Genomic DNA, 25,165 nt, shown 5'->3' on the forward strand with positions numbered 1-25,165 from the left:
CCAGCCAAGCTTCATCGGATAAAGGGTGATATTTCTCTAATGTAGCTTTTAGGTGTTGTAGCGGCATAATTAAATGAAAAGGCTATAGTTTGGATAATTAGAACAGCGAACTAGTTAAGTTTCAATAACCAGCAATCACTTTCGCTAAACCTTAATGAAAGGGCTCGAATAATCATGTTCAATTGAAAAATTATTTACATGATTATTCGGCACTACAGTTCGTTTAATTACATCTCTGAAGAGAATAACAAGCGCTCACGCAGTTCATTGCTGGTTGGGCAAGTTAGTGTCATTGCTTTATCAATGTCAGCTTGACTTAAAACTCGTGCGTGATGAGAGGACACATAGTGATTTACCTCTAAGCCCATAGTTTGAATCTTATCGGTTAATGCTGCCAACCGCTGATAAGTATCTAGGTTTGGCCAACGATTCAAGGTATCAAATCCACCTTGATAGCTGCTACCAAAAATATCTTCACTAAAAATCAGCTTCTGCTTTGGCAAATACATAACTAAATTATGGCTAGCATGACTGGTTGGCACATCAATAAGCTGAATTTTACTATCGGCAATAAACTGCTTATCTACCACTGCAGTGTATTTCTCATCAGGTAGCGCTTTATCTAAATGATTATTGACACTATTAATATCGGCAGCTTGCAAAACCAAATTTGCACCATGCTTTATCACATCATTTAAACTCGACATATGGTCGGTATGATGATGGCTTACAATATGCTGTTTAACATATTTTTTCGTTTTGGTTGTTTGTTGCAATAACTCAAGCGCTTGTTGCCAAACATCTGAGTTATCTTCATAGTGCCAAGCGCCTGCTGAAACATAATAATCACCAACATCAACAAACAAGCTATAACCCCATCCTTTGCCAATAAAATACACGTCTTTTGCCAGCTCTCTCATAGTCATCTTTGAAACATCGACAGGCACCGGGGTATTATCATTCATTTGATATGCTGGAGGTAATCTAAAAACTTGTTCGCTTACCTGATTAAAAAAAAGCTCCCTAGATTGACTATGATAAAGCGGTTTATCAGCAGTACTAACAAGTAACTGCTTTGCCCAAGTTATCCCTTGCTGTTTTTGCTGCTGCAAAAAATCATAACTTCGTATTGCGCCTGCACGCTCTTTTAACATACGAGACAAGTAACCAGTATCACGCGCTATATAAAGGGTATACTCACTCTTGGTGCCAGTATTCACCCGTAAAACATCGTGAGCTTTTCCTTGAATATAAGCAGTGTCGAGCCAACGGCTATTTTCTCTGGTTTGCGCTAACTCCCTTATGATGAGCGGCTCAAGCATCAGCGCATAACCAGCATCAGCATTATCATACTGTATGCCTTTAACAAGCTGATATTGCTGGGTGCAATGATCTACAGCGTAACCTTGATTATCAGAAAAAATACGATGCGTAGTGGTGAGGTTATTTTTGCCATGATTTCCTACGAGTCGGGTTGTTGCACGTTTAAATACTTTACGCTGATTAACTAAATCGATACTCAGCTCAATTTGATAATTATTTAAATGTGTCGTCTTAGCACCTTGCAAAGCATGACCACTTTGCATCTCAAAAAAATGACTAACATGATCCGAGTACGTTAAATTTTTTAATTGCTGCAGCTTGTCACCGCCATAAGCATTAAGCGCCCTATCAATAACGGCATCCTCCTTTTCACCAGCGAATGTAATCATACTGCAAAGTGCCAAATTCAAAACAACAAAATGTCGGATTAATCGTTGATCTAAAGTGTCGTGTCTATTCATTACACATCCTTCTAATTAGCTTAATTTCAATGGTAGATATTAAGTAATTGAAATAGCCCTGATGGCAACAATGCAAGGCTTATGAAACCCTGATGAAATGCTGATGGCCTTGAAAAATGGGTCATTTGACACGTTTTGATGACTGATAACTCAACAGCAAAATTGATAGTCCGTAAACTCTTAATTTTTAAAATAACCATTAAAGGTGCAAAACAGACGTGAGCATATTTTCTATAGCCGATGTTGAAATTGATATGTCTCGTTCTGTGATAATCAAAGGCAAACAACAGACTCATATTGAACCCAAAGTACTCAAAGTGCTTTTTGTGTTAGCTAAACAGCAAAATCAGGTTGTAACACACCAAGAATTAATGGAACGCGTTTGGCAAGGAACTGAAGTTGTTCCCAATGCATTACAGCGCTGCATTGCTATATTGCGCAAAGTACTTGAAGACGATGCTAAAAATCCCAAAATCATTGCCACCCACCCCCGCATAGGTTATCGATTAATAGCACAGGTAAGTTGGCATACGCCGCCTAAAAAATCTGATACAGAAGAACCTGATATTAACGCGCAAAGAAATGTAAAAAAGTTATCTAAACAACACTATGCTGTCGCCTTACTTATCATAGTAGCGCTACTGAGTTTATTTTATTGGTCAAGCAAAGCGCCCGTTGCGCATAACGGTATAGCAGCTAAATACACAGACCTTCGTCAAGTAACTCAAACTGATGCCCATGAAACTCAAGCAATCTTTAGCCCTAATAGCCAATACATAGTGTTAAATCGCTACGCTGGTTCATGTAAAAGTCACCTTTGGGCAAAACATATTGAAACGAATAAAGAGATTCAGCTCACAGCCAATGCTGGCTCTTTTGATGGCATTAGCTTTACTCCAGATGGTAGAGAGTTAGTTTTTTCACAAAAAAGCCACTGCAACACAACAAACTACAGCGGGGATACACCAGAAAACCGGAGCTCATGTTGGCATATTGCAACAATAGATTTTTCTTTAGCTTTATCAACACCACAAACAGCAAGATTACGCCATCAATGCCAGGCAGATAAATTAACAAATCCAAAGGCATTAACTAATCATCAATACGTTTATTTACAACATCAAGATGGCCAAAATAGTATTGTGCTCTATGATGATTTAAGCAAAAAGAACACGATATTTTATAGCGCGCCAGAGCAGTATATTTATGATTTTGACTATAGTGCCGAGCAAGAAACTTTTGCTGTATTAAGCAAGGATAGGCAGCTAAACAATGTGTTGGTGATATTAAATAAGCACGGCACAATAACCTCTCAAAACATAATTGAGCCTATTGAGGGATTAAATAGCAACGCTCATTTTATCGCTCGTTTTGAACCCCAAGGTAAGTTTTTATTGGCACTAAGCAATAAAGCACTCTACCAAATCTCATTAGAGGGAGAAATTACCGCGATTCAAACTCCACTGCACAATTTTGTTTCTGTGACAAAGCAGCCTAACTCAACACGTCTTTTGGCTGTCAATGGTAGCAAGGACATTGATATCGTTAATATAGATATTACCAAACATGAGCAAAGCCAAAATGAAATCGACTTAAACCAACGCCGCACGGCATTTAACAGTTTCGCTCGAACTAAAGCGCAGGAGCGACACGCAAAATTCCAACCTAATGGCGATAAAATTGCCTTTATTTCAAATCGCAATGGCATCGATCAACTTTGGCTTTGGCACAATGGGCAAGCAACTCAACTTAGCCATAATGCATCGAAAACGACAATCAGCCAATTTAGTTGGTCCCCAAGTGGTCAACAATTAGCTTGGGTGTCTGGTGATAGTCTTAAGGTTACTGATTTACATGGCAAGACCACAGCAGTTAACACCGCTAAACCTCTAAGTTCTGTAATCTCTTGGCATAAAGAAAATCAATTATTAGTATTAGTTAATGACCCTCACCCCAATGCCTTATATCAGCTAGATATTCAACTAAATACCCTTACACCGTTAAATATTCGTCCTGTTGAATCTGCTTGGTTAAAAAACAACATGCTTTTTTATAGTGTGTCCGAAGGTCAGGTATTTAAACGAACATTGAATAAAGCCAATAACACGAATACCATGCCGTTACCTTTAATCAACGGCAAGGCTTTTTTCATCAAAGATAACTTCATTTATAGCGCTGATCTCGAAACTCATATGCTTAATAAATACAACCTTAACGGACACTTCATTACAGCAATCACACGCCTTGAACCTACGGCATGGAAAGTGACTGACTTAAACGAAAATAAATTGTTATTAGAGCAATTTGTGGCAATTAATCAAGAGGTTATATTTCTAGAAAAATAACCCAAATGAGCCTTTACGTACGCTATAACCTAGCGTTCTCTATTAATCCAGTTTATTAATAACCACTTCTATTGTTTTGCTGCTGCCCGCATACCATTTTTGTATGTATATGCTGCCAATAACGGGTGGCATACCATCTTCTGGCACTTCTTTGTAACGTACACTGTTTTTATTTTCTTTCTCAAATTCAAACTTTATTTTCTTCTCAGACATTCATGCCCCTAACTTGCTATTGTTTGTCGGGCATCATAATGTATGATGCAAATAAATAAAAACTATCGCTTTGTATTTTATTTAGTTTTATCAGCAAAACCTCAAAGTGTAGCTCTACAAAGGAATATTTTGCCATGGAAGAAAAACAACTTTCTCAAGCCGAAGCACAACAGCGTGTTGAGCAAATTCATGCCTTTCAGCAAGAAGTGATGACGCTAGAGCAAGAGGGAATTGTCGCCATTGCGCCCGAGCAACGAGATGCAGTGCAAAGCTATCATCACAGCTTATTAGACAAGTTTTCCTCCATTTACGATATTGATACCAATCTGCGCGCTAAACAATTAACGCTAGGCATGAAAATAGCCTCACTGCTAGGTGCATTAGCCATGGCAATAAGCTTGTTCTTTTTGTTTTATCAGTTTTGGGGATATTTAAGTACCGCCATACAAGTGGCCATTTTAATCACAGCGCCCGTTTCATTGTTTTTACTGTCATTACACCTTGCTCAGAAAGAAAAAAGCGCCTATTTCTCTAAAATTGCGGCCTTGGTTAGTTTGTCCTGCTTTGTTTTAAACCTTGGTATGCTCGGACAAATCTTTAATATTTCTCCCTCCCCTAATGCCTTTTTAGTATGGGCTGCCTTTGCTTTTTTTATTGGCTTATGCCTGCAACGCTCGGTTATTGTTATTTTTTGCTATTGCCAGCATCAGTAGCTTTATCGCCATGAAATTAGGTACTTGGAGTGGCATGTACTGGATAAGTTTTGGCGAGAGACCAGAAAACTTCTTCCTTCCTAGCATCATTATTTTTATGCTACCGCAATTTATAAATCACCGAGGTTTTACTGGCTTTGAAGTTATTTATCGCGTTATGGCTATGCTGATGATGTTTTTCCCTATTTTAATCTTGTCGAACTGGGGACGAATAAGCTACTTGAGCTGGTCAAGCGATACTATAGAAGGTTTTTATCAAGTGCTTGGCTTTGTATTGTCAACCTCTGCAATTTGGCTGGGTATCAAACGTAATTGGTATGAGGTAACCAATACCGCAAACGTATTTTTCATTTTATTTCTCTATACCAAATTCTTTGACTGGTGGTGGGATTGGATGCCGAAATACATCTTCTTTTTTGTTTTAGGGTTATCAGCATTACTGGCTTTAATGGTGTTTAAACGCATTCGCCAAAGCAATATAAGCCTTGCTAGTGAAGGAGCAGCATCATGAAAAAGTACTTAATCATTGGCTTAACCATTCTGCTTGGCACAAATTTAGTGGTGTTAGGCGGAGTTGCATACAACCGAATGGGCACACCAACAGCACAACTAACGCTAACCGAGCGCGAGCTTTCTCTGCCCTACACTAGAGGCGAATACCAAGAAAACTCTGGCATATCGCTGTCCATCAACTGGCGAATTCCAAGCAAAGAAGGCGCAGACTACCTGCCTTATAACGCGAGAACAATCGATATAAGCAAGGAAGAATTATCAACGCTTGGCTTTGATTTAGACAACAATGAAGATAACTACTGGCGCGAGTCAAAAGAGCTGTATTGGGTATTTGAATTTGATGGTGACTTGCATAAAGCGGAGATTGCCAAAGCAGAAGCGCACTACCAAAAAGCTGTGGCAGCCTTTAATGAACAAGCTGACGATACTACTAAGCGTAGAAAAAAAGAAAGTAAGGCAAGTTTAGCAAGAGAGAAAAACAGTAATAGTCGCCTGTTTTTTATCAAAGCATCAGCTGATTATGACTCCTTAGCCCGTGAATATGCCAAGCAAAGTAATATATTGATTGTCGCAGGTTTAGCAAAGCCCTATTACAATAGCAGCGATAAAAGCTACCACCTGCGATTACAGCACTTATCAGTGCGCAATATAATGATTCCGCTTGAATATACAGACATATTATCAACATTAGCAAGGCCTGATGGACGCGATGCAAACCCACCGCGCTATTCAGTAACTGTCAGCTGGGGGAATCGCCTAGAGCCTAGGGTTGTTGATTTGGTAGAGCTAAAAGGTTAGATTCAGGAAATTGAGCAATTGCGTAGTAGCAAAACGCGCAAACTGCGCACTATTAAATTGTTAAGCGTTCCAATAAAGTAATCATGAATCAAATATTAATTAAAGAACCATATGACTCTTATGCTCCTTCAATTAAAGAAGCATTTGAATATGAGTTATCCTTTGCTAAAAATCATTCTAAGCGCATTGATATTATTGTTCCAACTTTGGAACATGGTGGTTTATTAAATTTTTTAGATGTTAAAGTATGGCAGACACTTCAAAAGAAAAGAGAATTTATATATCAAGGTGTAAAATTAAAATTTTATAGCACTACAACAGCTAAAAAAATAAATAGTTCTGATGCTTTATTAATTTTATGTGTTCCTGATAATTTTACTGAAATTTTAAGTCATATTAATTTCAAAAAATGTATCGTAGTGCCAAGGCACTTTCGCAACTTAAAGTGTTGGCGTAATTACCAAAACTTAATGAGCGCCTAACAACAACTGAGATAATTACTCGTCACATATACAACTGTCAATTTAATTGAACCCCATTAATCTCATCAGGCAGTTCAAGTTAACACTTACTTCACCTTAGGTGCCATCTTCTTTCTCATATCCTCTAAATGCTTATTACGCTTATCTAGAGTTTCTGCATTCCTTGCATAATATGCCTTTCTTAGCTTTTCATTTGCCTTGTCGGCGCGCTGAGCTGAGTAGCCTTGGTATGTTGCCGCTAAACCCGTTTTAATCAAAAAAGGTTTAAGACCAAAAGCTAAAAAGAGCAAAAAAGGCACATAAATAACCAACAAGTAAACATTAATGGCAACAACTACCAGGGTAAGCCAAAGCAGCGCCTTAAAAATACCTATTGCAATTGGGCCATAATCAAAATCAGATTTATTCATTACATAATTCCCTTTATGCTCATGCCAAATCAGGCATAAGCACTATTATTTATCCTGTTACATTTTATTAATTGCTAGAATTTATGATGACGGCTGCCACTTCGCTTGAACTGAAAATCGTTTAATTAGATCTTGTATTTTAGGGCTATCGCAACTTTCTGACTCAATAACTTTGTATACAGCTTTAGTCACTTTATCACTGCCGATTTTTATCGCTGATTTAGCCTGCTGTTCAGTAAAATTAGGCTTCCTTTTCCTTACTTCTTGATACATTAGCGTCGTAACCATCTGATAATTTGCCAAAAAGGCTGTTAAATCTTCTTTGCTCGGTGTCATACATTTGCCAGCGGCAGCACTAACCGCGGTAAATTGATTATATATTTTTAAGACATTTGTATTCTCAGCATAACTGTTCAAACAAATAAACAAAGCTAGCATCGTAACTGTACGGGTGATTTTTAACATAATAACTTCCTTGTTTAACTAACAAGCTTTATATGCTTGTACCTTCTTAATATACACAGTTTAAACGCACTAAAAAACCAACCAAATCAATTTATTATTAAGCAATTCGAGTTTCTGGGCTAAATTAAAGATTCAGGCTATCACTAAGTTGCTTACGTAATTCACTTAATTCTTGCTGATGCTGTTTAAGTAAAGCGCTAAACTCTTGTTCCTGCTGTAAAGGCTGCAATAGATGGTTGCTTGCTAATGACCACCACTCTCTGTCAAATCTATCAAACGAGGTTACCCAACCCATAGCTAGCGCAGCACTTAAGTGCTTGAGTGCCGCTTTAGGCTGATTTAGCTGCGCATTGATTTCAGCCAAGGTAAATTTGGCCTGAACCTTATCGGTTATATCTGCCTGTTCAACAAATAACACTAGCTGCGAAAGTAACGCCTGAGCTGAGTCCTTTTCTTGCAAGTGCGATAAGGTTGCACCATATAACACCATCGCTAAGTAGTTATCAGCAGTAATATCCGTTAAGGCAATTTCTGCAGCATTCTGCCACTTAGGATATGCTCGCAACAAACTCGCTTTAGCCTGTTGGAATTTCCCTAAACGATATTGCGATGTCGCTAGATTGAACAAAACCCTCGCGTTATTTGGTCGCGCTAATGCTAAACGCTCCATAATGGCTAATACCTTCTCTTCTTCACCTGCTAAGCCATAGTTAATCAAGCCTAATGAGTTTAAGAAGTGTCCGTGCTTTCCCTGCATATTCTCTAAAATGCTATTCGCTGCTCGCTGTGCGCCAATACTTAAATATACCAATACCAACTGTTCACAGTACTCATCACTTGAGCAATGAGTAAAAAGCTCGGAATTTTCAGCCTGCCATTTAGCAATTGCAGTAATAGATGCTTGCGTATGCCTAAAAATATGAGTGACATCAAGCAACTGTGAGAAGTGATTCGGCTCTAGAATCAAAGCACGTTGATACATTTTCTGTGCAGAATCAAGTTTACCGATAGCTCTAAGGTAAGTGCTAAATGAGCGCTTTAATGGCGCTGATAACGGATTAAGCTCAAGCGCTTTATTCATATGCACAATAACTTGCGCTTCATCCCTAAGCTTTTTCAGCAAGGCGCTGTACCAATGATGAGTTGTCGCATTATCGTCTAACGCTAGTGATTGTAAAAAAGCACTTTGAGCTTGCTGAGCAAGACTACCCTCGGTCATAACAAAACCAGTTTGATAGCCTGCTTGCAGGGTCAAAATCATGCCCTTAGCTGCAAGAGCTGTTGGCGAATTCGGCTCTAACGCTAATGCTTTATTTATATGGGGCAATGCGTGTTCTACCGACTTTCTTTCACTCCAATTAGCAAAGTGATGAAGATTAGCATAGCTAATTGCTAAGCCCACATGGGCATCGGCATAATCTGGCGCCAACTCCATACAATGCTTAAAGTAAGTCACTGCTTTTAATAAAGACTCAGGGTTTCGTTGTCGCCAATGATATTGTCCCATCAAATACCATTCATAGGCTTGTGCGCTAACGGCTGTTGTTTCTTTTATCTTTTGAGTGCTGGCTATAAAACCCGGTTGAATTACCGCCTGTACAGCCGCGCTAATATCATCTTGCAGTTTAAATATATCGGCGTTATCACTATCAAACGTTTTAGACCAAAGCTGTTGGCCATTTTGAGTGCTTACTATCCTAACATTGATACGAACATGCTCGCCCATGGCTTGCACACTGCCATCCAGTAAGGTATCTACCTGTAATGCTTTGCCAACATCAATTGCATTGTAGTTGCCCTGATAGGTAAATGAAGAAAATTGCGAAATGACCTTTAAAGGCTTCAAGGCTGACAGTTGGTTAATAATGGCCTCAGACAAACCTTCACTAAAATATTGCTTATCTTGCGCTGAACTCAAATCATCAAAAGGCAATACCGCTATTGAGCGAGTGTTAATTTGTTCATTAACTATTTTTTTATCCCCAGCAATAAAATACCCCACCACAGCCAGTATAAAGAAAAGCGTAATAAGTAAATAAAGGTAAGGAAATGAAGCTTGTTTGCTTTGCTGCTGTGTTTGTCCGTCTATCAAATCTACTTGAGCAATAAGTCGATAACCCACACCCGGCAGGGTTTTAATAAAGGTTGGATTTCGGGCATTATCACCTAAGACTTTGCGTATTTTACTGACAGCTACGGAGAGAATATCTTCGGCAACAACAGTACCTTTCCAAACATGCTCAATAATTTGGTTTTTGCTAACCTCTTCGCCAGCATGTTGCATCAAAAACAACAGCACCTGCATGGTTTTATTATCGATACTGTGACTATCAACAGGGTTTGATATGGTGTTGCTCCTTGGGCAAATAACCCACGAGCCTAATTGATATTGCTGATTTTGTTCCAAAAACACATCCAAATGTTTGCTAAAAACTAACGCAGATAAATTATAGCGTGATACATACAACGAAGTACGCCGTTTAACCTTTACACTGGTCAGTTAAACGCATTCTAAGCCACTTTACCATAGGGCGAGTTGAGCTTTGTTTAATAATTCAGAGTAAAAAAAGCAAACATTTCAGCAAAAACCAGCTTAAACACCCTTTAAAAACAGCAAAAATTCAAATTTTAAAACAATAACTTAAGAACATTTAAGAAGATTTAAGTTGTGTTAAAACAAGCTCCACAGTAGTTTTCAGCCTAGCTAGCAAGAGCGCAATATGTGTACTAGTGAAACCACTAACAACACAAGTAACACTAACGCTCAATACGCATCATTAAAAGAAAATACGACTTACTAAAAGGAAGGTAAATGGTAGTGAAATCTAAAATCAAACAGTTGGCAGCCTTAACACTTATGGTTAGTCTGAGCAGCTTTGCTCATTCAAACCAAGCACCAGAAGCAAGCGTAGCAGAAAGCAAAATATCATTTTGGGATTTGCCTGCGCTTAAAAAGCCCTTTATTGATAGCACGCCAACAAATAAAAACGATGGCCTTACGGTTGGTCACTTAAACGCTAATCATAAAAACAACGAAAACATTCTAGCGCTAGCGAAACAACTGGCGAATAATGAATTAGGCGACTACGACAGCCTGTTGATTCAACATAACGGTGAGCTTATTTTTGAATCATATTATAAACGCGGCCGAATAAACCTACCTCACTTTCAAGCCTCTGCGACCAAAGGCTATACAGGTTTAGTACTGGCTCGTGCGATGCAACTGGGCTACCTAACCATGGAAGATTTAAACAAACCACTGGTTAGTTTTTTAAAAGATTTGCAGCCAGAAAAGTTTGTTGAAGGCGCTGAAAAAATCACACTACATCATGCGCTAAACATGAGTTCAGGACTACGCTTTACTGATGACCAATTAACTGAGTTTCGAGAAAACCGAGAGAAATACAGTGGTTTAGCACAAGTACAGGCATTTTTATCGCTAAGTGAACCCATTACTGAAAAATCACAAACCATTAAGTATCAAGGCACAGACCCAATTATGGTGATGCAAGTAATCGATGCAATAGTACCTGGTAGCGCAGAAGACTTTATTAAAAAAGAGCTGCTTGATAAGTTAAGCATCAATAACTACACGTGGAGAAACGATCATAGCGGCCTGCCAGTTGGCGATGCTCGTGCCAGCCTCACCTCTCGTGATATGCTAAAACTCGGCTCTTTGGTACTAAATGACGGCAAGTGGCAAGGCGAACAGCTACTTTCAAGCGATTTTTTAACTAAAGCGACCAGCGCGCTAAGCCAAACTAATGAAGACTGGCAACCAAAAAGCTTTTTCTATGGCTACTTATGGTATCAAACAGATATTACGATCGCTGATAAAAGCTATGACCTAACCTTAACTTGGGGTGCTGGTGGCAACCGTATTATTGTTGTCGATGAGCTTAATTTAGTGATAGTTCTTACCGGTCATGATCGCGAAGACACCATATTTGATCAGCTTACTAACAGCATCTTACCGGCATTTATCAATAATAAAGCAATTTAATCTGAGGTTATTTAAATATCGACTCTACAGGCCAGCTAAGCGCAAATTTAATCGCGCTTAGTTGAGCCTAGTTATGGTTAAAACCTGCCCTACTTTTATCGCATTAGAGTTAAGGTTATTGGTCTTTTTGATATGAGCTACCGAGGTTTTATAGCGATTTGCCAGCACAGATAAAGAATCACCTCGCCTCACTTTATGCTTAATGCTTTGCGTAGACGCCAACAAAGTACCGCGCGGCGGATTGCGATTAAAGAAGGTGCTAGTTGCGTTATATATCGCTCTCGCTAACTTCTCTTGGTGTTTTGGATTAGTCAGGTTCTTTTCATCATGCGGATTGGACATAAAACCGGTTTCAATTAATACCGAGGGTATATCTGGCGCTTTAAGCACAGCCAAACTCAAACCTTCTGGCTTTTTCTTATGCAATTTAGTAATTTTCTTTAATTGTTTAAGCACATCTTCAGCGTATTCATAGCTACTTTTCATGGTGTGCTCTTTGGTCATATCTGCCAAAGCTACGGCAAGATTGGAATCGTGTGTATGCTTAATGGTATCGCCAGCACCACCAAGTAATTCTGACTCTTTTTCTCGGTTTTCAATCATACGAGCAAATTCTGAATTTGCTCTGCGTGTTGATTGAATTAATACCGAAGCGCCACGAGGCTTAGGTGAAGTAAAGGCATCGGCATGAATTGAAATTAATAAATCTGCTTGATTTCCTCGAGCAAGTTTTGGCTTTCTCGCATGAGTAACATAATAGTCACCCTCGCGAATCATCACCGATTTCATATGCACATCTTTATCAATTAATTTAGCCAGTTTTTTTGCGATAGCTAAAGTCACCTTTTTCTCATAAGTGCCTTTATAACCGATAGAGCCAGGGTCATCGCCACCATGACCTGCCACTATGGCTACGATTACTTCTTGCGGCCGAGTAACAGATTTTTTCTTCGCACTGCGCTTATTCAAATCATGTAAATCAACCACCAAGCGATTACCGTAACTGCCCGTTGGTGCTAATGGAAAAAGTGATAATTGATACTCATCTGCTAGCTCAAGCACTAAGCGAGTAGAATTTTTATCTTTGGGTTTACTTTTTCTTATCTTCTTAATTCGTTTGTCATTGTTAGCTAGATTTTGCAAAGCAAGGCTGGCGCTAGTATCAGCAATATCTATCACTAAACGTCTTGGTGAGTTTAGAGTAAAGTACTTGTATTTAGGCTTTTTTTTCAGGTCAAACACTACGCGCGTGCTATCAGGTGTAGGCCATATACGCACGCCATCTATGCTATTTTTTGCCTGTACATAACCGCTAAGCAGCATGCAGGCAAGTAAGCATAATGTCAGGGTAAAGTTGTTAACTAAATTATATTTTTTATTGTCAGTAATCACGTGGTTTTTCAGATTAACGTTAACTTTATGGGGTTAATTGTTATTCTATAACATTAATCATAAACAACAATCAATGTGCCATGGCGATAAAGTTTGTCTGTAAAAGCAATACTCTTAAAAATACCAAAGGTAAACTTCTGATGATTACTGAACTAATAGCAATAGAATTAACTATTTGCTCATTCAGCGAGAGTTAAAAGGCTTAATCTTTAATAGCTTCTTGGTAAATCTCATCAGCCCGTAAAATTTCATAAGGTACCGCTAAAACGCTCGCTAGTTTTTTAATTTCGTTTTTCATAGCGTAACCATCTGAATGACACATAAGCAAATATATATCGCCAGATTTAGTCTTTAGGGTAAATTCATAGCCGTTATAGCTGTTGTTAGAAGTACTATGATAAAAGCGAATCATATATAGCCTATCTATGTCAGCTATAGGCACAGTCGGGTATTTTTTAAATGAGTTAGCCACACAAAAAGTGCCTTTCTCTAAATCAAAATATTTTACTTTGCTTCTTAAGCCCAAACCGAGCCTAACTAAGGTACTAAAGAATAAACAAAAAACAAAAATCCAAAATATTTCTTCATACGGATTATAGTTACTTGTATCCTCTAAAATAATTGACGAGATAAAAACAAAAAAAATACAGTTTAATAAGTGAAACCAAGCTTCAAATAAAAACCTCTGCCAGGTCGAAATTACTCTAATTTTGTTTCTGGTAAAATCTAATTTACTGCTTCTAAAGTTTGTCGCCCCAGAAGAAGTTAACGTATGAACTTTTTCATCTTCCTTGAACATGTTAATTTCCCTTTATATATTAGTAAAGCCAGCCATGACCCTTTTCTGTTTGCTTTTGCGGATATTGCACCACTAAATCAAATGACTTTGTATTACCGCGCATCAACATAAAAAAACCATTTTCTGCGAAAAAAGAAATTTAAGTATGTAACCTTGCCACCATTTCTTGGATCATTTTATAACGAATCTCTCTTAGCATACGAAGTTCACCAGCTTTATTAGGTATACCTTTAAAAGTAGAGACATTTTCGATGATTTTATCGGCTTCGATTTCAATTATTTTGAGCATTTTATCAAGCTCACGTTGAGATAAAGTTTTATTTAAACCAAGTCCTTCACCAAAATCTAAGACATCAGCTCGGGTTAACTCTCCCAGTGCTTTTGCTTTTCCCATGGGCTGAGATAATTCAGCATTTAAATGACGCCCATCATATATAGCTGTACTTATCAAATCGTACATTGGTGATAATACCACTCCATTAGGGGTTACTAGGCAAGATAAATTTTTTAAATGAGCATCCGTGTTTCCTACGATGGCATTAAAAATAGCCCAATTAAAAACTGTAATTTTTGCCTTACCTTTTGCTCTCAAAGTTTCTGTAAATTGATAGAGTTGTTTTACATTACTTTGAGCATATTTAAGTGATCGACTTAAGCCCAGTAATTGACATCCATCCAAAGCATGCACCCTAAGCTGATTAGGAAATAGAGCGACTCTATCAAACCTTTCAATAATATATACGGGTTCAGGAAGGTAACAAACCTCTGTATGAGGTACATCTAACCCAACAGCCTTCGCCAAATTCATCACAAACCACTCATTCCTAACGGTTTGCCAATAAAACTCTGGTTTTGAATGTTCTGGTTTTAGTATATGTGAAGATGGAGTAGCACCTACAGGCTCTAAAAATTGATCGCCATGCTTAATGATCAACATTTTATGTTGAGCCCCTGCGATAGACATTCGCTTACTTTCCTTATTATTTAATGGAATATCTGGCAAATTTTTGATGCGAGAGTTTAATTCCGCATAAGACAATTCAATAACCCCTGCTTTAACATCATCTGCTTCTGAAGGTAATAGGGTCATTGCCCCTGCAGACTCAGCTCCAGTTATTGATAAAATACCAAAAGAGTCAGCTTCATCTATCTTTATGTCTCCTGCTAGTAAAGTTCTAGCCCCTTCTTCAGGTAATAAATTATCAAAAAACCATTGGATATATCGTTTTGTTGAACCATCTAGCTGTTTTTCTGTTTGCAGTGGGATTTGAGGACAAATAGGGTATCTATCCACAAAGTGAAGCCAATCCTCAGAATATTGAAAAGCCCATATATCATCTTCTTCAAATAAAGAACCTACTTTTAAGTGATTAATAAATACATTCAGCTTTCGCATTGACTTACCCTACATACTTGTCGTGTATTTCTTTAAGCTTATCAATTGTTTTGTCGGATAAATTGGGTGGTAAGTTAATTTCAAGCTCTATACCTAACTGTTCCAATAAATTTAGTACTCGACCAATTTCAACGGTCTCTTTCCCATTTTCAAATTGACTAATGAAAGTTAAACCATTTCCAGATAGTAAACCTGCTGTCTCTTGATCAAGTGACTGACTTTTTCTTACCAGTTTTGATACGGATCCTAGCTGCTGTATATTTTTCACTTTAATTTTCATTAGAGCCACCTTATTTATGCGTACACATAAACTCTAACATAAAAAGCCTCTAATTATTATATTTTTATACGAACGCATAAAAATACAATAACAAAAGAGCTACCAAACCTTTATTTATACGAACGCATAAATAAATGCTTGGTGGTTACTAAAATAATTGATTTAACAGATGCCTGCTTAATTACAAACACTAGCTGTCTAGTTCTAAAAGCATAGATTTTATAGATTGCCTATTTGAACAATACAATACTTAACCTGATGGCTTTAAATTTGATTTCCTTCAACTAGAGCCAATCTAATCCATACTATCTAGTATCGCTTGTGCGCATTGCTCTGGCGAGTATTTTTCCGTATTCACGGTTAAGTCATATAGTACACCGCGATGAACGCTTTCATATTGTGAACTCGCCAAGCCAACTTTGCGATTTCCTCGAGCAAGTTCGCGCTTTTCCAGCTCTTCCAATGAGCACTCTACTTTAACTAAGGTTAAGTTAAGCTGACTCAGCTCACTTGTCATTTCTCGATAGGTTTTTTCTCCACAAAAAACAATATCAACAATTACATTGTGGCCAGTTTCTGCCAATGCTTTCACTGATTTAGCTAGCGCAAGTTTCATGTTAGGAAAATTCTTTGAGCCTGCGGGGATATCATAAGGGGTCATGTTCCAAAAGGCGTCTAAAGAACAAACTAAATAAACCTCTGAAAATGTAGATTGCAGGCACCTAGATAGAGTGGTTTTTCCAGCACTTGAAGCGCCATTAAGTATAATTACATTACCATTCATATTATTAATAAATCTACTGAAAGCCTTAAACCGCGCTTAAGCTAAACTTTTCGGATTCGACATTTTAATAAGCTGTTAAATGGCTATTCGCCACCTCCGCCGCAAGCACCATCGCCACAGCCGCCATCACCAGCAAAGCCACCACCCGCTCCCGCTGACTGGCGAGAATAATCTAATAGTGAATCGAAGTTAAAGCGAGGCCAACCGCCAAAGCATTCTTTAGCAACATTTGCACGCAGCTCCTTATAAGTTACTGCTAATTGCAATGCATCAAAGTCAAGTTGTGAGCAAAACATTGCCAAAGCATATTCAATATTGTGCTCAGTTTTTAGCTCATTAGTAAAAACATGCCTGACTTGCTCAGGTGAATAGAAGTTTTGCTTTGCAAAGGCATTAACCAGTGCGGGTGGTAACACACAAGCAATTGAAGAAATTGGATTGTTCTTAAACATATCGAACATTTAGCTAAACTCCTTTTTCGCTTTATTTCACAACACTTTATTCCACAAAAATAAGCGGCTAATTCAAATCAACTGCGTATTGTTTAAGTAATGCCATGGGAATAATATCCAACGCTTTAATATGTGTTCTTTTTAGGTGCACTCGAGGCGCCATATTACTCTGCTGTGCTTCAAGCCATCGAGTAGCACATAAACACCAGCTATCACCTGGCTTTAAACCTTTAAAATTATACTCTGGGATTGGCGTAGATAAATCATTTCCTCTAAACCTTGAGTACTCCAAAAATTCTTTTGTGACATTAACACAAACCGTATGTGAGCCAACATCCTCTTTATTGGTATTACATTTACCATCGCGATAAATTCCCGTAACGGGATTTACACAGCATATTTCTAATTCTTCACCAAAAACATTAAGTGATTCATCCATTTCCATAACTGTACCTTTTGTTTATTCCAGTAAAAAACTAATCGTTTATTGTGTAGAGTACTTAGATCTGACCTAGCTAGGCTTCTAGTTCATTTAGCAGTCTAACTACGGAGCGCCCTAAGGCAGCAGCCATATTAACAGGAACCGCATTACCTATTTGTTTGTACACGGCAGATAAAGGACCTTGAAATTCCCAATTATCTGGAAATGTTTGAATCCTTGCATATTCTCTTGATTGTAAAGGTCTAGTTTCTGTTGGATGACAGCGTTCAGTCTGCTTTTGTGCGGGCGATGTAGTCAAGGTTAGACTAGGTTCGTCCATTGAGAGTCGTCTCGCCATACCTGTTTTTCCCCCACCAAGAAAGTAGCTACCTTGCATATATTCTCTTTGAAGGTCATCACTTAAGTTTCGCCAATATCCTCCTTGAGGGACATTTTCCATTATCTCAGCTTTCCTTTTGGGATAGATCTGACCGGCAGATTCTGCAACATCTGTTTCGTATAACTCACCTTTCTTAAAAGCATCAGTTAAAGTCATAATTCTTTTGTAAGGAGATGGCCATTCAAATTTTGCCTTTGAATTTTCAAATATATCCTTTCTAATACCTACTAGAATTAACCTTTCACGTTTCTGCGGTACTTTATAGAAAATAGCCTTCACGACCTTCGGCTCAACCAAAATATAACCTAATTCATCTATGACACTTTTTATTATCTCAAGTGTTTTTCCATTTTCATGAGTCAAAAGAGCTCTTACATTTTCAGCCAAAAAGACTTTAGGCTGTGTTTCTTTGATAGCTCTTGCCATCTCAAAAAACAATGTACCTCTAGTATCTTCAAACCCTAAACTCTTACCTGCATATGAGAATGCTTGGCAAGGGAACCCCCCTGTTAATACATCGATTTCTTCATTTATACTCGTGAAATCAATATTCGATATATCGCCTTCTACTACATTCCACTCAGGTCTGTTATGACGAAGAGTAGAGCATGCATGTTTATCCCATTCATTTAACAACACACTTTCAAATCCAGCCTGCTCCATCCCCAATGCAAGCCCACCTCCTCCTGCAAATAATTCAATTAATTTATAAGGTCGGATAGGCTTTATTTTTAATTCTTCATCCCATCTTGATTCGTGAATACTTTTAACTTGTGGGAAGTGAAGAACTTGAGCTTTATCTATCAATCCAGATTCAGGGCAAGGAGCTAACTCTCCTTTATTTATTCTCGACTCTATTGACTTTTTAGGTAGTGATAATATGTCAGCCAATACCTCTAAGCTAAAGTGGCTATCTAATTTTGCATGGACATCATTCATTCGACGCTTCCAATATCTCCAACTTTAATTACTGTTTAAGTATACAGTTAATTTTGAATCTGGGCCAGTAAAATATACTTTTTTTTATTCTATTAAAATCTATTTAAACGCAAGCCCATCAAAACCTTCATATTTTTTAAATGAAAGTAAATAAATACTTTTTACGATGTCTGGTGAAATACCTTTTAATTCACTGAAGACTGAATTTTCTATTTTGCCAAGTTTTTCTTCGGCAATTACATCATCAATAACTTTAGGCAATACTTCACAAAGCTGTTTAAATGCAAACTTTTCGCCAGTGGCTTTTTCGTAAAAAAGATCAATAGAAATTCGTCTAATATTTTTATTTGACATTTGCTCGCTATCTAAACTGATAACCCAAGGAATGTCTTGACTGTTTCTTGCTATTACTTCAACCAAATAGCATGTAGCTTCATCATTTCTTAAAATGCTTTGCTGCATTTTTATATAAGTTTTTTGAGATGATGCTGAATTCATTGTATTGTGCTTATTTTTCATTTCAGCGAAGATGTGTGATGTTTTATGTACAACATCAAACCCTTTGGGTGGAACTTCCCACCCATCAAAATACTGAAAAATATTTTGATGAAAATAACCAATGTGGTTTGTATTTGACTTATCTATTTGCCTGAGTGATTCGGACTCAATTATTTCTTCTATTGATTTACCATACACTTTTGAATCAAATGTTAGTTTGATCGGATCAACTAAGTTTTTATTGAATTGTGTCAAATTAATAGAGAAGCGATATTTTTTTATCGTTTCTTGAACATGTTTGTACAAATCATCATCTGATATAAAAGAAAGGCCGTATTTAGAACGCATTTAAATCTACCTAATTAAATTTCAATCGTTAAAATTCTATTTGAACACTCTAACTGATTATTCTGTGTATTTCTTGTTAAGTTGAGTCAATGAAGCCAAAACTAACTAAGCACTAAACCACCTGCCCACAGGCAAAACCAGCTGCCCAGCAAAATTGGAAGTTATAGCCCCCCAGCCAACCAGTAACGTCAATTACTTCGCCAATAAAGAACAAGCCCGGCTGTTTTTTACTTTCAAAGGTTTTACTTGATAATTCATCGGTATCAACACCACCTAAGGTTACTTCTGCGGTTCTATAGCCTTCAGTGCCATTGGGCTTTATTTGCCAGCCGTGAATGGTATTGGCTAATTGTTCAATTTCACTATGACTTAGTTGATTTACCGCTTTTTCAGCAATGACTTGCTCTTTTACCAATACCTCAACAAAGCGTTTAGGTAGCACGGTTGCCATTAGATTTTTCAGTGATTTTTGCCCTTGCTCAGCGCGCCACTGTGCAATAGTTTCAACAAGATTGCTGTCTGGTAACAAGTTAATGGTGACCTCCTGCCCTGCTCGCCAAAATGATGATATTTGTAAAATAGCAGGTCCTGATAAACCACGATGAGTGAACAAGATGTTTTCGCGAAAGCTTTTACCGTTTTCAGATGACACTAAACAATCAATGGAAATGCCTGATAAGCCTTCAAAGCGTGCTTTGTCATGATCATGTAAAGTAAAGGGCACTAAGGCTGGCATGGTTTCAATAATATTTAGGCCAAACTGCTCAGCAATTTGATAACCTATGGGTGTTGCACCAAGTTTTGGCATAGTTAAGCCGCCAGATGCAACCACTAAAGACTCGCACGTATAGCTAGCATCAGTGGTTTTTACTAAGTAGCCAGATTCTGACTTTTCTACCGAAAGTACTTCGCTTCTCAGTTTTACTTCTACACCAGCCCATTCACATTCGGTCATCAAAATATCAACAATATCTTGAGCGTTATTATCACAAAACAGCTGACCTAAGGTTTTATGGTGGTAATTTAAACCGTGGCGTTCAACAAGCTCGATAAAGTCTTGCGCGCTGTAGCGACTTAAACAAGATTTAACAAAATGAGGGTTTTTACATAAATAGTTGTCAGGGTTAGCATTTTCATTAGTGAAATTACAGCGGCCGCCACCGCTAATTAACACTTTACGCGCAGGTTTCTTGCCCATATCGACAACGACAACACTTCGGCCTCGATACCCTGCTTGTGCGGCACACATTAAGCCCGCCGCGCCAGCACCAATAATGACAACATCTGTTTTAATCACGTAAATTCCTAGCGTTTTAAATTACCGCGCTATTATAAAGAGTCACCTAGTGAACAGCTAGTCGCCAAGGGTATTTTCAGGTGTAAATTTCCTTATTGTTTGCACATTTCTGTGAAGAAAAATAAAGAAGTGCAAAGGTTATGTAAAGCCATGAACGCTTTATTTATCTCGTCCTCTATTGTTTGTATAACACGGCTGCACCACAGTCAGTCACAGCAAAAATGGTAGAAAAATGATAAATACACAACACATAAAATCTTACGGTCGAACCAGCATATTAGCCACTACGTTGCTTACATTAATGGCGTGTAATTCCAGCGATGAAAGTAGCACAGAAGGCTTTGTTAAACTCTATAACCTATCAAAAGATGCTCCCAATATTTACCTTACCCTAGATGAAGATATCAATGTCGATGCCGACAGCGATAACGATCATTATGAAAACACTTACTCAGGTATTGCCTATACCAAAGCTAATAGCAACTTTTCTTTAGAAACAAATAATTATGACTATCAATTAGCTTGGCAAGATGGCGATAACTCATCGAGTGAAAACCTCAACTTAATTCATCAAGGGCAATTAACAGTTACAGACGATAATATTCAAATGATAGTGCTTGCTAACAGTATTTTATCGCCTGAGGTTATCATCTATGACATTCCTGTAATTGATGATGATTCAGATGACGATGATGACTTATTTAATATGCGTGTACTTAATATGCATGCTGAGCAACCGCAAGTTGATTTCTATTATTCAACTGAAGATGAAACTTTCGCGCAAGCGCAGCTATTTTCTCAAGTGAATTATCAAGAGCTTACCGAGAACCAAAAAATAGCGCAGCAAAGCTATATTTTTTACATTACCGCTGCTGGCAGTGATGAAGTATTATTTCAGTCACACAGCATTAACTTTGCCTATAGTTCACAGTATGTGATTGCCTTACGGGAAAACTTAGGCGCAGGTTCATCTCCCTTTGTTATCGATAAACTATCCAACTCTTCTATTACTGAATATGTTGATGATAACGCCGAAACCACCATTAGAGCCTATAACGCGGTAGCACCACATGCCGAATTAAGCAACTATCAAGGCAACTTATCATTATACGTTAACGGTATTGATGAAACGCCTGAAATTCCGCTATTAAACTTTGGTGAAATAAGTGATGAATTACAGTTAGCCAGCGGCGATTACAGCTTAGATTTAGTGAACACTCAAGATGAGCAACCACTACTAAGTAACCACCTAATTTCACTCAATGAAAACAGCAATAAAACCGTGTTTTTCTACGCTGAAGAAGAGTACGTTGATAGTGACGGCGACGGAAACATTGACGAAAATGGTGATGGCATTATTGATGAAATCGATATCAACCTATACTCACTCGTTGTGAACAATAGCCTAAGCACCAGTATTTATGAGCATGAGATTGAAATCGTCAACTTAGTACAGTCTGATGAATTTGACCAAGTTCAGGTGTACTTTGTTAGAAACGATGAAACCATAGATACTGCCCTCTATCATCGCACCATTAACTATAAAGAAACCAATGAGATCAGCTTACAAAACAATAGCTATCAAGTGTTTGTTATTGCGCAAGAAAACGGTAGTCGCATTATCCTCAATTCTTTTGAGCTGCTACTAGATGAGCAAAGTAGCGAGCAATTTTTAGTACTTGAGGTAAGTGAAGCCTCAGCAACTGGCTATAAAGCAAGTTTAATTGAGCAAGTGTTAGCGCAGGAAAGTGATAATGACGACTAGCACATCTGATACTAGCCATATCATTGAAAAGACAGCATTAGCGAAACTCGTGTTAAATCAACTTGAGCTTAACCCGGGTAATCGAAAGGTATTCTTTCATCAACAAGAAGTTACCCTAACAGGCTTGGAGTTTAATTTACTTATTGAATTGCTGCAAAATGCGGGTGATATTGTCTCACGCGAAACCATTGCTGAAAAAGTCTTTCGCCGAAAAATTCATCAATGTGATAAGAGTATTAATAGCCATATCGCCAATATACGTAGGAAACTATTAGCCATTGATAGCAGTCAACCGATAAAAACGGTACGTGGCTTAGGTTATGTTTGTTTATTGCAGTGCTAGGAAGCTTGCTTCCTAACAGCGTGTTAGGAAGCATAGATTAGTTTTACTAGGCGTTAGCATCTGTCATTATGCTAGTGTTACCGCCTTGAGCCATTTCAGCTAAATCTTTATCAACAAAGAATAACGCGTGGCCGTCATCGCCCACTAAGTTAATTTTATCTAAAATGCCTTTAAATAAGGTTTCTTCTTCGTGCTGCTCAGCAACATACCACTGTAAGAAATTAAAGGTAGAGTAATCTTTATTAGAAAAAGCTTCATGCGCTAAGTCATTAATGCGCTCAGTGATCAAACACTCGTGCTCATAAGTAAGTTCAAATAATTGACCTAAAGTCTCAAAATCATGCGGTGGTGCATCAATAGCACCAATAATAGGTAATGCACCCGTTTCACTGACGTAAGTGAATAATCTGTGCATGTGATCCATTTCTTCTTTTGCATGCTCACTTAAGAATTTCGCTGCGCCCGCAAAGCCCTTTTCTTCACACCAAGCGCTCATTTGTAAATACAAGTTAGCTGAGTAAAATTCTAAGTTAAGTTGTTGGTTTAACTTCTTTACCATTTCCGTTTTTAACATGACAAAAGCCTATATAAATTAAAGTGCAGCGATCTTGCCTTGAAGCCAAGCAAGTTTCAAGCTAAAAAATGTAACCAGTTTCTAATAAAAGCAATAAATACAATGAATTATAAATAGTAATTATTACTATTAGACTTTAGGTATTGCTTGATTAACATAAACATCAAAACGATTTTTCTTCATTTTTATCGACATAGATGGTTTTTTATCTGCCAATGGCGGCGCATAACTTGGTCGCTTTACCACGACACGATATTTCGCTAACGCCAATGCCGGCGCTAACAAGGCATCCGCATCTAAATCTTCACCGACTAAAGACTGAAAAATACGCATCTCTTTTTTAACCGCGGCAGATTTTTCTCGATGCGGATACATAGGGTCAAGATAAACCACATCTGGCTGGTTGGCTAACGACATATTATCAATTGAAGATGCATGAATGAGTGCCATATTATTGGCAATATCTTGAACATCGACGTTTAATTGCGCCCTTGCTAAGCCATCATCTAACAAGGCAGCAACCACGGGCATACGCTCCATTAAGGTTAATTGACAGCCCAAGCTAGCCAAAACAAATGCATCTCTACCTAAACCCGCAGTGGCATCAAGCACATGCGGAGTAAAGCCATGCTTTAAACCAACCGCTTTCGCTATATCTTGCCCTCTGCCGCCACCAAATTTACGTCGATGGGCTGCTGCGCCGGCAACTAAATCAACCTTTATCGCGCCAAGCTTTGGCTCATCTAATTTGCGTAGCTCTAACGCTTGTTCGTGTACTTGCAGTACATAAGCAAGATCGGCTCGTTTAGCAATAGCAGCAACATCACCTATATATTCAAACTGCCATTTTTTGGCAATTTTCTTGGCTTGCTCACTATCTATTGAATCGGTGTATGCAACGGCAACCGCTAATTCTGTCTTCATATTTTTCATCTAATAAATTCGATACAAAGCCTTCAACATATAGCCGTATGCCATATATACTTTGCCCGCTTAAGTATATAAACTTAAGCAAGCTTTTCATAGCTATGCCTTGTACCAATTGAATTAATTAAGCTTTAACTGAATTTGGAAAATTATCGTGCAACAATCAACCACTGCGACCACACAAGCACCACAATTATGTGCAGTAACCTTGCTAGGTAATTTAGTATCTACGCCTGATATTCGCTATCGCGCTAACCCGGTTTGTGCGATTACAGAAATCACCTTAGCAACTCATAGTAAATGGTTAGACAAAAACACGAACCAATACAAAGAGTGGACGAGTTATCATCACATTAAGGTTGAAGGTGAGTTAGTTGAACAAGCACTATTGCAAGCACAAAAAGGCGATATCATTTTAGTGCATGGTCATTTAAGTAAATTAAAAACCAACCAAACCGAGCATCACGATATAGTTCATGCCAACTTTATTCAGCGTTTTGCTAAGGGTTACACTCAGTCAATTAATCAAATTCACTGTAGCGCTAAACTCACTAGCCAGCCTAAATTGATGTTAACAGAGCATGGCAAACAACTGTGCCAAGCAGACATTGTTATTCATCAACATAATTACTCCCATGAAAAACAATGTTGGCAAAACTCATTAATAGAGCGCTCAATTCATGTCTGGGGCAAGTTAGCACAATATTTAGCTGAGCATGGTCAAGCTAATCAAGAGCTGATGGTAGAAGGTAAACTTAGTTACGCCAGCAACAAGTCTCAATATATTGATGTCAATAAATTGCACTTATTCTAGTGCTAGGGGT

Annotated in this window: 26 protein-coding genes; 9 read left to right on the top strand and 17 right to left on the bottom strand. The window is 38.1% G+C overall.

Annotation, left to right across the window (positions count from 1 at the left end; genetic code table 11):
- Positions 1–227: 227 nt before the first annotated feature.
- Positions 228–1,784: an MBL fold metallo-hydrolase gene (locus EMK97_RS10555; protein WP_130601966.1), complete on the bottom strand. Its 1,557-nt coding sequence runs from the start codon at positions 1,782–1,784 to the stop codon at positions 228–230.
- Positions 1,785–2,002: 218 nt separating this feature from the next.
- Here EMK97_RS10555 and EMK97_RS10560 point away from each other — a divergent pair, with 218 nt between their 5' ends.
- Positions 2,003–4,129 carry a winged helix-turn-helix domain-containing protein gene (locus EMK97_RS10560; RefSeq protein ID WP_130601968.1) on the top strand — a complete coding sequence of 709 codons (2,127 nt, stop codon included), beginning with the start codon at positions 2,003–2,005 and terminating at the stop codon, positions 4,127–4,129.
- A 42-nt stretch (positions 4,130–4,171) separates the two neighbouring features.
- Here the strand turns inward: EMK97_RS10560 and EMK97_RS19045 are convergent, their stop codons facing one another.
- A complete protein-coding gene (locus EMK97_RS19045) occupies positions 4,172–4,342 on the bottom strand; it encodes a hypothetical protein (protein ID WP_170176746.1) in 171 nt (56 codons plus the stop codon).
- 134 nt (positions 4,343–4,476) lie between these two features.
- Here EMK97_RS19045 and EMK97_RS19200 point away from each other — a divergent pair, with 134 nt between their 5' ends.
- From EMK97_RS19200 to EMK97_RS10575, 4 genes are all read left to right on the top strand, one after another.
- A complete protein-coding gene (locus tag EMK97_RS19200; RefSeq protein WP_246028759.1) occupies positions 4,477–5,055 on the top strand; it encodes a DUF2157 domain-containing protein in 579 nt (192 codons plus the stop codon).
- A 10-nt stretch (positions 5,056–5,065) separates the two neighbouring features.
- A complete protein-coding gene (locus EMK97_RS19205; RefSeq protein ID WP_246028760.1) occupies positions 5,066–5,566 on the top strand; it encodes a hypothetical protein in 501 nt (166 codons plus the stop codon).
- A complete protein-coding gene (locus EMK97_RS10570) occupies positions 5,563–6,366 on the top strand; it encodes a DUF4824 family protein (protein WP_130601970.1) in 804 nt (267 codons plus the stop codon). Before EMK97_RS19205 ends, EMK97_RS10570 begins: the two co-directional genes overlap by 4 nt.
- An 83-nt stretch (positions 6,367–6,449) precedes the next feature.
- Complete coding sequence (locus EMK97_RS10575; RefSeq protein WP_130601972.1) at positions 6,450–6,848, top strand: hypothetical protein; 399 nt, start codon at positions 6,450–6,452, stop codon at positions 6,846–6,848.
- An 86-nt stretch (positions 6,849–6,934) separates the two neighbouring features.
- On the opposite strand, the gene EMK97_RS10580 is transcribed toward EMK97_RS10575, so the two are convergent.
- The 3 genes from EMK97_RS10580 to EMK97_RS10590 form a co-directional block, all read right to left on the bottom strand.
- Positions 6,935–7,258, bottom strand: coding sequence for a hypothetical protein (locus tag EMK97_RS10580; protein ID WP_130601974.1), 324 nt, complete (start codon positions 7,256–7,258; stop codon positions 6,935–6,937).
- An 81-nt stretch (positions 7,259–7,339) separates the two neighbouring features.
- Positions 7,340–7,723, bottom strand: coding sequence for a hypothetical protein (locus EMK97_RS10585; protein ID WP_130601976.1), 384 nt, complete (start codon positions 7,721–7,723; stop codon positions 7,340–7,342).
- Positions 7,724–7,847: 124 nt separating this feature from the next.
- On the bottom strand, positions 7,848–10,130 hold the full coding sequence (locus EMK97_RS10590; RefSeq protein WP_130601978.1) for a winged helix-turn-helix domain-containing protein: 2,283 nt from the start codon (positions 10,128–10,130) through the stop codon (positions 7,848–7,850).
- A gap of 405 nt (positions 10,131–10,535) precedes the next feature.
- On the opposite strand from EMK97_RS10590, the gene EMK97_RS10595 reads away from it, so the two are divergent.
- Entirely contained in the window at positions 10,536–11,726 is a 1,191-nt protein-coding gene (locus EMK97_RS10595; protein ID WP_130601980.1) for a serine hydrolase domain-containing protein, read from the top strand.
- Between the two features lie 57 nt (positions 11,727–11,783).
- Here the strand turns inward: EMK97_RS10595 and EMK97_RS10600 are convergent, their stop codons facing one another.
- From EMK97_RS10600 to EMK97_RS10645, 10 genes are all read right to left on the bottom strand, one after another.
- On the bottom strand, positions 11,784–13,118 hold the full coding sequence (locus EMK97_RS10600) for an N-acetylmuramoyl-L-alanine amidase (protein WP_246028761.1): 1,335 nt from the start codon (positions 13,116–13,118) through the stop codon (positions 11,784–11,786).
- Positions 13,119–13,320: 202 nt separating this feature from the next.
- Positions 13,321–13,917, bottom strand: a complete 597-nt coding sequence (locus tag EMK97_RS10605) for a hypothetical protein (RefSeq protein ID WP_130601982.1) — start codon at positions 13,915–13,917, stop codon at positions 13,321–13,323.
- A 139-nt stretch (positions 13,918–14,056) separates the two neighbouring features.
- The gene (locus EMK97_RS10610) at positions 14,057–15,313 is read right to left on the bottom strand and encodes a HipA domain-containing protein (RefSeq protein ID WP_130601984.1); all 1,257 of its coding nucleotides are present in this window, start codon (positions 15,311–15,313) and stop codon (positions 14,057–14,059) included.
- A 4-nt stretch (positions 15,314–15,317) separates the two neighbouring features.
- Entirely contained in the window at positions 15,318–15,593 is a 276-nt protein-coding gene (locus tag EMK97_RS10615) for a helix-turn-helix domain-containing protein (protein ID WP_211342238.1), read from the bottom strand.
- A 295-nt stretch (positions 15,594–15,888) separates the two neighbouring features.
- Positions 15,889–16,377 carry a chloramphenicol phosphotransferase CPT family protein gene (locus tag EMK97_RS10620; protein WP_130601986.1) on the bottom strand — a complete coding sequence of 163 codons (489 nt, stop codon included), beginning with the start codon at positions 16,375–16,377 and terminating at the stop codon, positions 15,889–15,891.
- Between the two features lie 83 nt (positions 16,378–16,460).
- Positions 16,461–16,838 (bottom strand): DUF6559 family protein, encoded by a 378-nt coding sequence (locus EMK97_RS10625; protein WP_130601988.1) that lies wholly within the window; start codon positions 16,836–16,838, stop codon positions 16,461–16,463.
- Positions 16,839–16,896: 58 nt separating this feature from the next.
- Positions 16,897–17,274, bottom strand: a complete 378-nt coding sequence (locus EMK97_RS10630) for a DUF2237 family protein (RefSeq protein WP_130601990.1) — start codon at positions 17,272–17,274, stop codon at positions 16,897–16,899.
- 70 nt (positions 17,275–17,344) lie between these two features.
- Complete coding sequence (locus EMK97_RS10635; RefSeq protein ID WP_130601992.1) at positions 17,345–18,589, bottom strand: DNA cytosine methyltransferase; 1,245 nt, start codon at positions 18,587–18,589, stop codon at positions 17,345–17,347.
- 99 nt (positions 18,590–18,688) lie between these two features.
- Positions 18,689–19,435: an Eco47II family restriction endonuclease gene (locus EMK97_RS10640; protein WP_130601994.1), complete on the bottom strand. Its 747-nt coding sequence runs from the start codon at positions 19,433–19,435 to the stop codon at positions 18,689–18,691.
- 112 nt (positions 19,436–19,547) lie between these two features.
- The gene (locus EMK97_RS10645; RefSeq protein ID WP_425462195.1) at positions 19,548–20,684 is read right to left on the bottom strand and encodes a BaiN/RdsA family NAD(P)/FAD-dependent oxidoreductase; all 1,137 of its coding nucleotides are present in this window, start codon (positions 20,682–20,684) and stop codon (positions 19,548–19,550) included.
- Positions 20,685–20,964: 280 nt separating this feature from the next.
- On the opposite strand from EMK97_RS10645, the gene EMK97_RS10650 reads away from it, so the two are divergent.
- Both EMK97_RS10650 and EMK97_RS10655 read left to right on the top strand, forming a co-directional pair.
- A complete protein-coding gene (locus EMK97_RS10650) occupies positions 20,965–22,497 on the top strand; it encodes a hypothetical protein (RefSeq protein WP_130601998.1) in 1,533 nt (510 codons plus the stop codon).
- A complete protein-coding gene (locus tag EMK97_RS10655) occupies positions 22,487–22,840 on the top strand; it encodes a winged helix-turn-helix domain-containing protein (RefSeq protein ID WP_130602000.1) in 354 nt (117 codons plus the stop codon). The genes EMK97_RS10650 and EMK97_RS10655 overlap by 11 nt, the downstream gene beginning before the upstream one ends.
- 46 nt (positions 22,841–22,886) lie before the next feature.
- Here EMK97_RS10655 and ftnA read toward each other — a convergent pair whose 3' ends face one another.
- On the bottom strand, positions 22,887–23,414 hold the full coding sequence (gene ftnA / locus EMK97_RS10660; RefSeq protein WP_130602002.1) for a non-heme ferritin: 528 nt from the start codon (positions 23,412–23,414) through the stop codon (positions 22,887–22,889).
- A gap of 129 nt (positions 23,415–23,543) precedes the next feature.
- Positions 23,544–24,338 carry a class I SAM-dependent methyltransferase gene (locus EMK97_RS10665; RefSeq protein WP_130602004.1) on the bottom strand — a complete coding sequence of 265 codons (795 nt, stop codon included), beginning with the start codon at positions 24,336–24,338 and terminating at the stop codon, positions 23,544–23,546.
- Positions 24,339–24,495: 157 nt separating this feature from the next.
- Between EMK97_RS10665 and EMK97_RS10670 the strand changes: the two genes are divergently transcribed.
- Complete coding sequence (locus EMK97_RS10670) at positions 24,496–25,155, top strand: single-stranded DNA-binding protein (RefSeq protein WP_246028762.1); 660 nt, start codon at positions 24,496–24,498, stop codon at positions 25,153–25,155.
- Positions 25,156–25,165: the final 10 nt, after the last annotated feature.

The organism is Litorilituus sediminis (genome assembly GCF_004295665.1).
GTDB lineage: Bacteria > Pseudomonadota > Gammaproteobacteria > Enterobacterales > Alteromonadaceae > Colwellia > Colwellia sediminis.